Consider the following 12,073-nt stretch of genomic DNA (forward strand, 5'->3'; position numbering starts at 1 on the left):
ATGGAAGCCATGATTCCTGTCGCTGCCAAAAAAGATTTCATTAGGTGGTTTTTAAAGCGCTATCGTTTAAAGCGTCGGGAATGTGTCTGGATTTTGAATTACTTATTAAGCCACGAGAAAATTTTGAGAAATGTTCATTTTACAGACGACGCACATTTTTGTCCGCGGGCGATGGTGATTTCAACAACAGATTCAAATGGTGTACCTTTCAGATTTTACAAAGGAAGTTTGATGACAACGGATGCTGAAAAGTCATTTCATGATCTACGATTGCATCCGGATGAAAAAATGTTCATTCAATTAAATTTCCTTAAGAGCAATAGTTCGCCTAACTATGCGAGTGTCTTGGAGGAGAACCCATATTTCCCGATGGATCAACAAGTGAGTGAGCGTGATCGCAAAATTGCTCAACAGTTACTGAATGAAAGTGTTTCTACGATGACTAAAGAAACATTAATGAGACATGTGGATGAAGCACTTGATGCTAATGATGAGGAGCAGTTTCTCGCTTTGTCTGCTATGATGAATGAACTGAAAGTATTTGAAGAGCGTTGACTCCATCGTATGGATGGAGTCATGTCTCTTTTTTTAGAGAGGTTGGATACAATGAATTGGAATGCGTCAGATATGAATTTGTTTTTACAACAAAAAGAGTACATAGACACATTAGTGATTCCGCTTATTAAAGTGGAAACAACTGAAGAGAGAATGAAGGCAAGTGCATCTGCAACAGACTTCCTTATGAATTTAGTGGATTATATTGAGCAACAATTTAAAGGTAGAATTATGATAGCGCCACCTTTTGCCTATTCTCCTTCAATAGAACTTCAGCAATGGGCTGATTTGCTATCGAATGACTTTAAAGGTTCTCCGTTCAAACATATTTTTTATGTAACGACAGATTCGGTCTGGACAAGCCTGGGTATTCAAGGGAAAGTACTATGGATGCCTGCCATTCCTATAGAAAATATGGATGATAGACTCAAACAATCAATTTTGGAAGATCAGCTTAAACAGCTTCTACCACAATTAACAGATGAGTGGAAGAAGTAGGAAATGTATAGAAGTAATTGTGAATTTTAATTGAGAAAAATTCATTATTTGTTCACAAACAGAAATCCGGTGTAAATGCAACGTTGAATTTCAAGTGGTGGTAGGATATTATAGATATGTCCTAGTATAACAATTAGCAAAAGTATGTCCGTTGGACTGACTTTGGAGTAAGAGGAGGGAAATTAATGAGCAGCAAAGTGTCTAGACGCCAATTCCTTAACTACACATTGATGGGTGTCGGCGGATTCATGGTCTCAGCAGCAGCAATGCCGATGATTCGCTTTGCAATTGATCCTGTTTTGGCATCAGCAGATGGTGGCGATTATATCCCAACACCACAAAAAGCGGATGAAGTTACTGAAACACCTGTCCGTGTCGATTATACGATTAAAGACCGGAAAGATGCTTGGTACAAATCAGACGTTTCGAACACTGCATGGGTCTATAAAGACGGCGATAAAGTCATCGCGCTTTCCCCGGTTTGTAAACATCTTGGATGTACAGTTAACTGGGCTGCAGACGATACGCACCCTAATGAGTACTTTTGTCCTTGTCATGGCGGTCGCTATGAAAAGAACGGAAAGAACATTCCCGGCACACCGCCAACTGGTCCACTAGATCAGTATGAAGTTGAAATTGTTGACGGTTTCGTCCACCTCGGTAAAACAATGCCGAACACACTAGTCTAATTAGTCAGGGGGTACAATCAAATTGATGAACAAAATTTATGATTGGGTCGATGAACGGCTTGATATCACCCCTATTTGGCGCGATATCGCCGATCATGAAGTACCCGAACACGTAAACCCCGCACATCATTTTTCTGCATTCATCTATTGTTTCGGAGGATTGACATTCTTCGTAACGGTAATCCAAATTTTATCTGGTATGTTCCTTACAATGTATTACACACCGGATATTGAAAATGCTTGGAAATCCGTTTATTATCTTCAAAATGAAGTTGCATACGGAGAAATCGTGCGTGGTATGCACCACTGGGGAGCGTCACTCGTAATTGTAATGATGTTCCTACATACATTACGTGTCTTCTTCACAGGTGCTTATAAAAAGCCTCGTGAATTGAACTGGGTTGTCGGCGTTCTCTTGTTCGTTGTCATCTTAGGTCTTGGATTCACAGGATACTTATTGCCATGGGATATGAAAGCTCTATTTGCTACAAAAGTAGGAATTGAGATTGCAGCTTCTGTACCGTTTATTGGTGAGTGGATTAAGATCCTTCTTGCAGGAGATTCAACGATCCTTGGAGCTCAAACGTTAACGCGTTTCTTCGCGATCCACGTATTCTTCCTGCCTGCAGCACTTCTTGGATTGCTCGCAGCACACTTTATCATGATCAGAAGACAAGGTATTTCCGGACCATTGTAAAACACGGAAATCCTTGATTTCTCACTAAGGAGGGAACAAGATGCAGCACGGAAAAGGTATGAAATTCGTTGGGGATTCACGTATTAAAGCGAATAGAATGTCCAACACACCTAAAGACTATTCCGAATATCCGGGTAAGACGGAAGCCTTCTGGCCAAACTTCCTCTTGAAAGAGTGGATGGTTGGAGCAATCTTCTTAACTGGTTATTTGATTATCACATTAGCGCATCCATCTCCGCTTGAGAGACAAGCGGATCCGACCGATACGACATATATTCCTCTTCCTGACTGGTATTTCTTGTTTATGTACCAGTTGCTGAAGTACGAATTTGCATCCGGTCCATTTAACGTCATTGGAGCTATCGTAGTTCCGGGACTCGCTGTTGGTGCATTAATGCTCGTTCCATTCATGGATACTTCAAAAGAACGTAGCCCATGGAAACGTCCATTACCAACAGGATTTATGCTTCTAGCATTTGCAGCTATCTTCTACCTAACATGGGAATCAGTAGCTAACCATGACTGGGAAAAAGCAGCAGCACAAGGTCAGATTGTTGAAGAAGTTGAATTCGATGAAACGGCTGAGGGTTATGAGCTTTATCAAGGTTCTAGTTGTATCGGCTGTCACGGTGATCAGTTCCAAGGTGGATTGGGTCTTCCACTAACAGACACTGGACTTGCACCTGAAGAAATTGAAAAAATTGCCCATGAGGGTAAAGGTGCAATGCCAGCTGGTCAATGGGATGGTTCTGATGAAGATTTGAAAACGATGGCTGAGTTCATCTCAAATCTAGGAAAAGAATAACGAAAAGGAGTCGGGAAACTGACTCCTTTTTCTATACATAGAATCGCATTCTGTAACGTGTGGAGTGATTAGGGTGCAATTGTCAATAACTTGGGTAAGGATGATATTATTTAATAAATCCTTCTTATGGATTTTATTGTTCATAAATATTGTTGGAACAGTATACGGATATGACTGGTATATGTGGCAGTTAGAAATAACAGATCCTATCTTTTGGATATTCGTGCCGGATAGCCCAACAGCAAGTTTGTTTTTCTGCTTTGTGATTATCGGCTGGTTGCTGAATACGAATTTCAAACTATTCGAAGCACTTGCAATTATTACTTTGGTGAAATATGGGCTATGGGCCGTAGTAATGAATTTATTAACTTTGAACGAAGTCGGTTCTATTGGTGCTGCAGGCTGGATGCTCATCTTCTCTCATGGAGCAATGGCACTTCAAGGTGTTCTTTACTGGAGTAAATATAGGTTTGGGATGATTTCAATCATAGTAGCTGCTGTGTGGACGTTGCATAATGACGTTATCGATTATGTCTTTGGGCAGATGCCGATTTATGGAGATCTAATGAGGATAATGGATAACATCGGCTACTTCACTTTCTGGTTATCTGTTGCTTGTATTTTACTGGCGGTATGGAATTGGAAACGTCGTCATAAAGTTGTAACAGAGCCAAACCTGCGCGCATCTTAAAAGTTGCGAGTCGCATTCAGGCACTCTAAAATAGAGAGTAGGGAAAGGGTGAGATACCGTTGAATTTCTTAGTGTATTTAGGCATCATTATTTTGTTGCCACTGTATGCACAGTTTAAAGTTAAAAGTACGTATAACAAGTACTCAAAAGTTCGTTCGACATCGGGTATGACGGGAGCTCAAGTTGCTCGTCTGATTTTGGATCATAATGGATTACAAGATGTGAAAGTCGTAGAAACACAAGGTGTGTTAAGCGACCATTACAACCCAGTTACTAAAATTGTTGCATTATCAAGCCAAAACTATCACGAAGCATCTGTCGCAGGTACAGCTGTAGCCGCACACGAAGTCGGTCACGCTATCCAAGACAAGGAAGCGTATGCATTCCTGCGTTTTAGACATCGCCTCGCACCTGTAGCAGGGATCACTTCTAACGCAAGCTGGTTCTTCATCATGGCGGGTCTGATATTCTCAAGCATGAATAGCTTACTCGGAATCGGCATCATCATGATGGCAGTCGGAGTAGTATTCCAGGTGGTTACATTGCCTGTTGAATTTAATGCTTCAAGCCGAGCAATGACTCAGATTGTCGAGCTTGGAATCATTCGAAACGAAGAAGAGCCTCATGCGAAGAAAGTGTTAAGCGCAGCTGCAATGACCTATGTCGCTGCAACCGCTGTCGCAGTACTTGAATTGCTTCGACTTGTTACGATTTTCCTTAATCGAGACTAATAAAAACGCCCCGCTGAGTTCAGCTGGGCGTTTTTTCATCTTGGTATCGGTTGTTTCTGATCGTCTAATGTAAATCCTTCTCCCATGACATCATGGACATCGGTAACTGAGACGAAAGCATGAGGGTCGACAGAAATAATTATATTTTTCATACGCATAATTTCATTCTTAGCGATGACACAATATAGAATACTACGATCGGCTTTCGTAAAATGACCATAACCTTTGAAAACAGTTACGCCTCGATCCATTTCAAGCGCAATCTTAGTAGCAATTGCATCTTGGTGATCAGATATGATGAAAGCGCCTCGAGCTGCATATGCACCTTCTTGTACGAAGTCAATGACACGTGCTCCAACGAAAAGTGCAACGAGAGTATACATAACGGAGCGATGATCCAGGTAAACATACCAAGACACGAGAATAACTGCTGCATCAAACATAAACATTGTCTTTCCGATACTCCAACCCCAATGAATTTGTGCGAGACGTGCGATAATATCTACACCGCCAGTAGTACCACCAAATCTGAAAATAATCCCAAGGCCTACTCCGACGAAGATACCCGCAAATAACGATACGAGGAACATGTCCCCTTCAAGATGGATATCGATTTGGTATTTCATGAATATCTTAAGAAAGACGGATACTGCTATTGTACCTACTACTGTATAAGTGAAAATGCGTTTTCCAAGCATTCTCCACCCAATGATGAACATCGGAATGTTAAGCACTAAGTTCATAATTGCAGGATCCCATTTAAATGCGAAAAACAGGATCAATGTAATTCCTGTGAATCCGCCTTCTGCTAATTCATTTTGAATATTAAAATGGACTAAGCCGAAGCTGAAAATAGCTGCACCGAGCACAATGAAGAACAGGTTTTTAAACTTTACATCTTTGAATAACTCCTTGAACATTCCATCACCTTCCTAAAAGCACTAGTGTTATTATCATGCATCCAATATATTTTGACAATAGGAAGATGAATGAATACGATAAGAAAAGAAAGGTGTGAGCGAACATGAGTGAATTGAAAACGATGAATTCGATGCAAAAAGAAGTGGATGCCTATATCTCAAGTTTTAAAGAAGGATACTTTCCACCAATGGAGCTCATAGCTAGATTGACAGAAGAATTAGGTGAACTTTCCCGTGAAGTTCAGCACGTGCACGGTATGAAGAAAAAAAAGAATACTGAAGCGATTAGTACGCTGTCTGAGGAAACTGGTGATTTACTATTTGTTCTCATATGTTTTGCCAATGCACAAGGCATTAACTTGACGGAGGCACTGGATACAGTCCTTAACAAATTTAAAACACGTGATGTAGATCGTTGGACGAAAAAGGAGGAGAGCAAATGACGATTCGTGTCGCTATCGCAGGAGCACGTGGACGAATGGGGAGTACGGCAGCAGCAGCAATCACTGAAGCACCTGATATGGAGTTTGTAGGTGCGCTAGACTACAAATATGATGGTTGGTACATAAATGAGGGCACGCTTATAGAGAAAGCACATGGAGTTCGGGTTTATACTTCATTGGCAGAGCTCTATCAAGCACATCAACCAGACGTCTTACTAGATTTGACTGATCCTGAAGCAGTATTCCCAAATGCACAAAAAGCTATAGCGTTAGGAATTCGTCCTGTTATCGGTACTTCCGGTCTGACATTAGAAGAAATCAATCAGTTACAACTGTTATGTGAGCAAAAGGGAATTGCATGCATACTTGCACCGAACTTTTCAATTGGAGCGGTTTTAATGATGAAGTTTGCCGCGCAAGCTGCCCACTATCTAGGTGACGTTGAAATTATTGAAATGCATCATGATCGGAAATTGGATGCACCTTCCGGGACTGCAGTGAAGACAGCTGATATGATTTCTTCTGTGCGGACGCCTCACTTACAAGGGCATCCAGACGAACAAGTAAATGCATACGGAGCACGAGGCGCGGATGTGCAAGGGATGAAGATTCACAGCGTACGTTTGCCAGGATTACTTGCTCATCAGCAAGTTCTTCTCGGTGGTGAAGGTGAATTGTTATCAATCCGTCATGATTCGTTTGACCGCAAAAGTTTCATGCCTGGCGTTCTCTTGTCGATTCGAGAATCAGTCAGACATCAAGACTTTGTCAATGGGTTGGAACAGCTTATATAAGCTGGGAAATTTTTAAGTAAGGGATGATGGGATGGAACGATTAAAAATAGGTGTTATTTGCTATCCATCCTTAGGAGGATCTGGAGTAGTTGCTACTGAATTGGCCATAAAGATGGCTGCAAAGGGTCATGAAATTCACTTCATCACGTCAAGTCTACCTTTTAGATATAATGAACCCCAAGAGAATATTTATTTTCATGAAGTGAGAATTGATGGTTATGCCGTGTTTAAGTATCCTCCTTATGATATTGCGCTTGCGAATCGTATAGGGCAAGTTGTCGAAGAACAACAACTAGATCTGTTACATGTCCACTATGCTGTACCTCACGCGGTCTCTGCAGTGTTGGCAAAAGATATGATCCAATCCGATATTGGCATTATCACAACCTTGCACGGAACCGATGTGACGATATTAGGGCATGATCCAGCTCTTCGAAACACAGTTAAATACGGTATTGATAAGTCAGACATAACAACGGCTGTCTCGGATTCACTGCGTACTGAAACAATAGAGTTAATTGAACCTATAAAAGATATTCAAACAATCTACAATTTCATTGATGAAGAAACCTATCATCCTATAGAGCCTGGTACATTGAGAGAAGATTTAGGAATTTTGGCAGACGAAAAAGTAATCATTCATATTTCCAACTTCAGAAGTGTTAAGCGTATTCCCGATTTAATCCGTGCTTTTGCGTTAATTGTTGAAAAGATTTCAGTCAAGCTTTTATTAGTTGGAGAGGGTCCTGAGGTGCCACGGATTCGACGGTTAGTCGATATGTTAGGAGTAACGGAGCGTGTAATCTTTACAGGTAAACGAGACGATTTACCTGAACTGCTATCGTTTAGTGACGTCATGGTACTGCCTTCAGAAAAAGAAGCATTCGGGCTCGTTCTATTGGAAGGATTTGCTTGTGGCGTTCCTGCAGTAGGCACTCTTGCTGGCGGAATCCCCGAAGTAATTGAAGATGGGGTCAACGGACATTTAGTACCAATTGGCGACCCGGAACAAATCGCTGAAAAAACACTTCATATTCTCTGTAATCAGGATGTCCATCAAATGATGAAAGAAAATGCGTTGGAAACAGTCCGAGGTAAGTTCGCTTCTGACAAGATTGTTGCTCAATATGAAAAGCTTTATTACGATTTGCAAAAGAAGGGATGCCCAAATGTTTGGAACTAGTCAAAGCCGAATAGTTATCATCCGCTTGAACAGAGCCGGTTACGAAGCCGTATTTGTAGGTGGTGCTGTAAGGGATTATCTACTAGGTAAAGAGCCCACAGATATCGATATAGCTACTTCAGCAACACCTGCTCAAGTGAAGTCTGTTTTCCTGAACACCGTAGATTTAGGAACTGAGCATGGAACTGTATTAGTGATTGAATCGGGAGAACCAATCGAAGTGACTACGTATCGAACAGAAGGGATGTATTCGGACAACCGTAGACCGGATAAAGTTCAATTTGTAACTTCACTTGAAGAAGATTTGAAAAGACGTGATTTTACAATTAATGCACTCGCACTTCGGTTGAATGGTGAAGTTGTAGATCCTTTTAACGGAAGAGCAGACTTATCGTCAAGGACAATTCGGGCAGTTGGACATGCAACAGAACGGTTTAATGAGGATGCACTTCGTATGATTCGTGCAGTTCGGTTTGTATCTGTTCTCGGTTTTCAGTTGGAAACGAGCACAAAAGAATCGATTGCTTGTTTATCACATAAGGTAAAAACGTTATCCGTTGAAAGAATTAAAACGGAATTCGACAAACTATTTAGAGGCGCATCTGCACAGCATGCATTACAACTTATTAAAGAGACTAGATTATCGGGCGCTTTGCCGTTGTACCCAGTCAATCATGAACTATGGATAAGCAGTGCGCCTTTTCGTAGCCCCATGGAAGGTTGGGCTTCGTTAATGGTAACGGGAAACTTCAAAGCTTCAGAAGTTGCACATGCGTATAAGTTGTCTAATAAAGAACGAATCTTTTTGCAAGCTGTACAGCATTTTTATTCAGTCCGGCAACAGCGAGCATATACAATCGAAGATTATTATAAATCAGATGTAATAACGCTAAATGTAGTAGAAAAGTTAATTGTCGAGGTTGACGGACAAAATGGCATCGAAGAAAAAACCATTGAGAAATCGATTGCGCGCTTACCAATCCATTCAAAACAGGATTTGGCTGTCAGAGGACAGCAATTGATGTGCTGGACCGATAAGAAATCTGGGAAATGGCTTGGGGAATCACTTCAAGCCATTGAAAATGCTGTTCTCCATCAAGAAATCTCTAATGATGAGAATGCGATAAAGGAATGGTTCTTACATGAATACCAACATAAAGAGTGAATTGCTGAAACGAATGGCTGGCGGGAAAGAACATCCAATATCAGGGCAACAACTGGCAGATGAATATGGAGTTTCACGTACAGCGATCTGGAAATACGTGAAGGAGCTTGAAAGTGAAGGTTATGAAATAGGGTCTATCCGGAAAAAAGGGTATTATTTAATTGACTCTCCCGATTCAGTCTCTTCTGCTGCAATACAGCAATACGTCGATAGCGAAAATTATGGTAAAACGATCCGCCATGTTGAATCGTGTCCGTCTACACAGCTTTTAGCACACGCAGAGGCTCAAAGTGGAGCTCCTGACGGTATGGTGATCATTGCAGACGAGCAGACTGCAGGAAAGGGTAGATTGTCTCGTCCTTGGTCGTCTGCCGCAGGAAAAGGGATTTGGATGAGTGTCATAACTCGTCCGAAACTTATGCCACAACAAGCACCACAAATGACACTTGTAGCTGCAGTAGCAATCGTCCGTGCAATTGAAGAACTGACAGACGTAACCCCTTCCATAAAGTGGCCGAATGACATCTTGGTGAAGGGACGTAAACTGACAGGGATTCTAACCGAGTTGCAGGCAGACCCAGATCGTGTCAAAGCCATTATTCTGGGGATTGGGATGAATGTAAACCAGCAGCTTGAGGATTTCCCTGAAGACATACGTGGTATTGCAACATCACTTAGTATTGAAGAAGGTAAACCTATCAATCGTGCTCAATTAACTGCGAAAGTGCTCAGCTATTTAGAATTGTACGTAACATTGTACGTTGAAAAAGGGTTTGCTCCTATTAAATTGCTATGGGAAAGCTATGCAGATTCTATTGGGAAGCGTGTTCGTATTTCTACGTTGCAAGAGAGCTATGAAGCGACTGCACGAGGTATTTCTGAAGACGGCCGGTTGGAAGTTGTACTTGATGATGGTACTGTCAAAGGAATCTATTCGGCAGACATCCATATTATCTGAACAATGAAAACCATTTGTCAAAATCCTAATCTCGGTGGTATAGTGAAAAGGAAGGGCGATATCATGATGAATCGCACCTGTAGAAACAAAGACGTACGACAATTGAATATTTCTGCCTTGATCATATTGACAGGGACGGAGGAAACCTATGACGATATCCTACACAACCCTTCTGTCTTCTTATGACCGGAAGGGTTTTTATGTTTTGGTTTTCTCCTAATTAGGAGAGGAGAAAGACTATGAAAACAAGTACTGATTTTACGCGTATGAAAGAAGCTGGTGAGAAAATCGTTATGATGACAGCATACGATTATCCGACAGCAGTTTTTGCTCAGCAAGCAGATGTCGATATTTTACTAGTAGGGGACTCACTTGGAATGGTTGTGCTAGGTTATCCATCGACAGTTTACGTAACCTCAGACGACATGATCCATCATGGAAAAGCTGTGAGGCGTGGTGCGAGGGACACGTTTGTTGTTGTTGACTTACCCTTTGGTACATTTAGAGGTTCATCAGATCGTATACTTTCTGAAGCCATTCGTGTATTTCAAGAAACTGGTGCAGATGCGCTAAAAGTTGAAGGTGCAGATGAAGTTGTCGATACGATCCAGCTATTAACAAAGACGGGAATCCCTGTAGTTGCTCATTTAGGATTACTCCCTCAATCTGCTTCCGTAACAGGTGGCTATAAAGTACAAGGTAAAACAGCGCATTCAGCACTCAAGTTAGTAGAAGATGCGAAGTTATGTGAACAGGCAGGAGCTTGCATGATTGTAGTAGAGTGTATCCCTCATCAGTTGACTGAAAAACTATCTGAAGCTGTATCCATACCTATTGTAGGGATTGGTGCAGGGGTGGAGGCAGATGGTCAAGTTCTCGTATTCCATGATTTAGTTAAGTATGGTGAGCATCGATTGCCGAAATTCGCTAAGGCATTTAGTGATGCAGGTTCTGTAGTTAAAGCTGGAATCGTCGAGTATGCAGATGCAGTTCGCAATAAAACGTTCCCAGATGAAAAACAACAGTTCACGATGAAAGAAGAAGAATTGCTAAATTTGTATGGAGGCGTATCTAAATGATTGAAAGAGCGTCTATGCAATACACGACATCCATCAAAAAAATGATGAGCTGGCAAAAAGAAATGAAAGCTTTAGGGCTGACAATTGGATTTGTACCAACAATGGGATTCCTTCATGAAGGTCATCTGAAACTAATTGAAGAGGCTAAAAAGAGTAGCGATTGTGTAGCAGTTAGCATTTTCGTAAATCCTACTCAGTTTGGTCCTGGAGAGGATTTTGAAGCGTATCCTAGAAGATTAGATGCAGATATAAGACTTGCTACTGAAGCGGGTGCTGATATTGTATTTTGCCCGGAAGTGAAAGAAATGTATCCAGTAGATGGCGGCATTCGTATTGTTCCTGGAAAATTAGCTAAAAAGATGTGTGGAGCATCGAGACCAGGACATTTTGATGGAGTCTTGAAAGTGGTATTAAAGCTCGTCAATATTGTTCAGCCAGATACAGTTTTCTTTGGAATGAAAGATGCGCAGCAATTAGCGATTATCGAAACATTTTTCAGGGATTTCAACTGTCCAGCAACAATTGTTCGTGTTCCAACTGTCCGAGATGAAGATGGGCTAGCAAAAAGCTCTCGTAATGTTAATTTGAGCACAGACGAAAGAGAAGATGCACCCATAATTTTCGAAACACTGAAGCATGCTGAAGTTCTTGTGCAAGAAGGTGTAACTAAAGAAGCGGTTGAAAAGTTTGTTAGCGATACACTGGATAATAAGACGTCAGGGAAAGTTGATTATGTATCGTTATTAACCTATCCGGACTTAGAAGCCCCAACGGAAACTTCTAACGACCTAATTATCGCGTGTGCTGTGCAATTTACAAAAGCGCGTTTGATCGACAATATTATTTTTAAGAGAGAAGGATAATG

15 protein-coding genes are annotated in these 12,073 nt (G+C 41.3%); 14 read left to right on the top strand and 1 reads right to left on the bottom strand.

The features are described 5' to 3' along the window. The 7 genes from ACRPI0_RS04670 to ACRPI0_RS04700 all read left to right on the top strand — a co-directional run bounded on the left by ACRPI0_RS04670 (nucleotide 1) and on the right by ACRPI0_RS04700 (nucleotide 4,666). Entirely contained in the window at nucleotides 1-555 is a 555-nt protein-coding gene (locus ACRPI0_RS04670) for a ReoY family proteolytic degradation factor (protein WP_432355130.1), read from the top strand. A 51-nt stretch (nucleotides 556-606) separates the two neighbouring features. Next, nucleotides 607-1,053, top strand: a complete 447-nt coding sequence (locus tag ACRPI0_RS04675) for a DUF2487 family protein (protein WP_432355131.1) — start codon at nucleotides 607-609, stop codon at nucleotides 1,051-1,053. 185 nt (nucleotides 1,054-1,238) lie between these two features. After that, nucleotides 1,239-1,742, top strand: a complete 504-nt coding sequence (locus ACRPI0_RS04680; protein ID WP_432355132.1) for a ubiquinol-cytochrome c reductase iron-sulfur subunit — start codon at nucleotides 1,239-1,241, stop codon at nucleotides 1,740-1,742. 22 nt (nucleotides 1,743-1,764) lie between these two features. Beyond that, complete coding sequence (qcrB, locus tag ACRPI0_RS04685) at nucleotides 1,765-2,439, top strand: menaquinol-cytochrome c reductase cytochrome b subunit (protein ID WP_432355133.1); 675 nt, start codon at nucleotides 1,765-1,767, stop codon at nucleotides 2,437-2,439. Nucleotides 2,440-2,479: 40 nt separating this feature from the next. Then, nucleotides 2,480-3,244, top strand: a complete 765-nt coding sequence (locus ACRPI0_RS04690) for a c-type cytochrome (RefSeq protein ID WP_432355134.1) — start codon at nucleotides 2,480-2,482, stop codon at nucleotides 3,242-3,244. Between the two features lie 100 nt (nucleotides 3,245-3,344). After that, the gene (locus ACRPI0_RS04695; RefSeq protein WP_432355136.1) at nucleotides 3,345-3,935 is read left to right on the top strand and encodes a DUF1405 domain-containing protein; all 591 of its coding nucleotides are present in this window, start codon (nucleotides 3,345-3,347) and stop codon (nucleotides 3,933-3,935) included. Nucleotides 3,936-3,994: 59 nt separating this feature from the next. Further along, nucleotides 3,995-4,666 carry a zinc metallopeptidase gene (locus ACRPI0_RS04700; RefSeq protein WP_323693045.1) on the top strand — a complete coding sequence of 224 codons (672 nt, stop codon included), beginning with the start codon at nucleotides 3,995-3,997 and terminating at the stop codon, nucleotides 4,664-4,666. Between the two features lie 35 nt (nucleotides 4,667-4,701). Here ACRPI0_RS04700 and ACRPI0_RS04705 read toward each other — a convergent pair whose 3' ends face one another. After that, complete coding sequence (locus tag ACRPI0_RS04705; RefSeq protein ID WP_432355137.1) at nucleotides 4,702-5,586, bottom strand: YitT family protein; 885 nt, start codon at nucleotides 5,584-5,586, stop codon at nucleotides 4,702-4,704. A gap of 104 nt (nucleotides 5,587-5,690) precedes the next feature. Between ACRPI0_RS04705 and ACRPI0_RS04710 the strand changes: the two genes are divergently transcribed. The 7 genes from ACRPI0_RS04710 (at nucleotide 5,691) to panC (ending at nucleotide 12,071) form a co-directional block, all read left to right on the top strand. Beyond that, nucleotides 5,691-6,029 carry a nucleotide pyrophosphohydrolase gene (locus ACRPI0_RS04710; RefSeq protein ID WP_432355138.1) on the top strand — a complete coding sequence of 113 codons (339 nt, stop codon included), beginning with the start codon at nucleotides 5,691-5,693 and terminating at the stop codon, nucleotides 6,027-6,029. Next, nucleotides 6,026-6,823, top strand: coding sequence for a 4-hydroxy-tetrahydrodipicolinate reductase (gene dapB / locus ACRPI0_RS04715; protein WP_432355139.1), 798 nt, complete (start codon nucleotides 6,026-6,028; stop codon nucleotides 6,821-6,823). Before ACRPI0_RS04710 ends, dapB begins: the two co-directional genes overlap by 4 nt. A 31-nt stretch (nucleotides 6,824-6,854) precedes the next feature. Then, complete coding sequence (gene bshA / locus ACRPI0_RS04720) at nucleotides 6,855-8,006, top strand: N-acetyl-alpha-D-glucosaminyl L-malate synthase BshA (RefSeq protein ID WP_432355140.1); 1,152 nt, start codon at nucleotides 6,855-6,857, stop codon at nucleotides 8,004-8,006. Beyond that, nucleotides 7,993-9,171: a CCA tRNA nucleotidyltransferase gene (locus ACRPI0_RS04725; protein ID WP_432355142.1), complete on the top strand. Its 1,179-nt coding sequence runs from the start codon at nucleotides 7,993-7,995 to the stop codon at nucleotides 9,169-9,171. The genes bshA and ACRPI0_RS04725 overlap by 14 nt, the downstream gene beginning before the upstream one ends. Next, nucleotides 9,149-10,129, top strand: coding sequence for a biotin--[acetyl-CoA-carboxylase] ligase (locus ACRPI0_RS04730; protein ID WP_432355143.1), 981 nt, complete (start codon nucleotides 9,149-9,151; stop codon nucleotides 10,127-10,129). The genes ACRPI0_RS04725 and ACRPI0_RS04730 overlap by 23 nt, the downstream gene beginning before the upstream one ends. Nucleotides 10,130-10,368: 239 nt before the next feature. After that, entirely contained in the window at nucleotides 10,369-11,208 is an 840-nt protein-coding gene (gene panB / locus ACRPI0_RS04735; protein ID WP_432355144.1) for a 3-methyl-2-oxobutanoate hydroxymethyltransferase, read from the top strand. After that, nucleotides 11,205-12,071, top strand: coding sequence for a pantoate--beta-alanine ligase (panC, locus tag ACRPI0_RS04740; protein ID WP_432355145.1), 867 nt, complete (start codon nucleotides 11,205-11,207; stop codon nucleotides 12,069-12,071). The genes panB and panC overlap by 4 nt, the downstream gene beginning before the upstream one ends. Nucleotides 12,072-12,073: the final 2 nt, after the last annotated feature.

The sequence above is a fragment of the Sporosarcina sp. A2 genome (assembly GCF_050858885.1).
In the GTDB taxonomy this organism is placed as follows: Bacteria; Bacillota; Bacilli; order Bacillales_A; family Planococcaceae; genus Sporosarcina.

What these genes read in the sequence shown, in the direction of transcription:
- ACRPI0_RS04670 (WP_432355130.1), top strand. Translation starts at nt 1, where the DNA reads ATGGAAGCCATGATTCCTGTCGCTGCCAAAAAAGATTTCATTAGGTGG.
- ACRPI0_RS04675 (WP_432355131.1), top strand. Translation starts at nt 607, where the DNA reads ATGAATTGGAATGCGTCAGATATGAATTTGTTTTTACAACAAAAAGAG.
- ACRPI0_RS04680 (WP_432355132.1), top strand. Translation starts at nt 1,239, where the DNA reads ATGAGCAGCAAAGTGTCTAGACGCCAATTCCTTAACTACACATTGATG.
- ACRPI0_RS04690 (WP_432355134.1), top strand. Translation starts at nt 2,480, where the DNA reads ATGCAGCACGGAAAAGGTATGAAATTCGTTGGGGATTCACGTATTAAA.
- ACRPI0_RS04695 (WP_432355136.1), top strand. Translation starts at nt 3,345, where the DNA reads ATGATATTATTTAATAAATCCTTCTTATGGATTTTATTGTTCATAAAT.
- ACRPI0_RS04705 (WP_432355137.1), bottom strand. Translation starts at nt 5,586, where the DNA reads ATGTTCAAGGAGTTATTCAAAGATGTAAAGTTTAAAAACCTGTTCTTC.
- ACRPI0_RS04710 (WP_432355138.1), top strand. Translation starts at nt 5,691, where the DNA reads ATGAGTGAATTGAAAACGATGAATTCGATGCAAAAAGAAGTGGATGCC.
- dapB (WP_432355139.1), top strand. Translation starts at nt 6,026, where the DNA reads ATGACGATTCGTGTCGCTATCGCAGGAGCACGTGGACGAATGGGGAGT.
- bshA (WP_432355140.1), top strand. Translation starts at nt 6,855, where the DNA reads ATGGAACGATTAAAAATAGGTGTTATTTGCTATCCATCCTTAGGAGGA.
- ACRPI0_RS04725 (WP_432355142.1), top strand. Translation starts at nt 7,993, where the DNA reads ATGTTTGGAACTAGTCAAAGCCGAATAGTTATCATCCGCTTGAACAGA.
- ACRPI0_RS04730 (WP_432355143.1), top strand. Translation starts at nt 9,149, where the DNA reads ATGAATACCAACATAAAGAGTGAATTGCTGAAACGAATGGCTGGCGGG.
- panB (WP_432355144.1), top strand. Translation starts at nt 10,369, where the DNA reads ATGAAAACAAGTACTGATTTTACGCGTATGAAAGAAGCTGGTGAGAAA.
- panC (WP_432355145.1), top strand. Translation starts at nt 11,205, where the DNA reads ATGATTGAAAGAGCGTCTATGCAATACACGACATCCATCAAAAAAATG.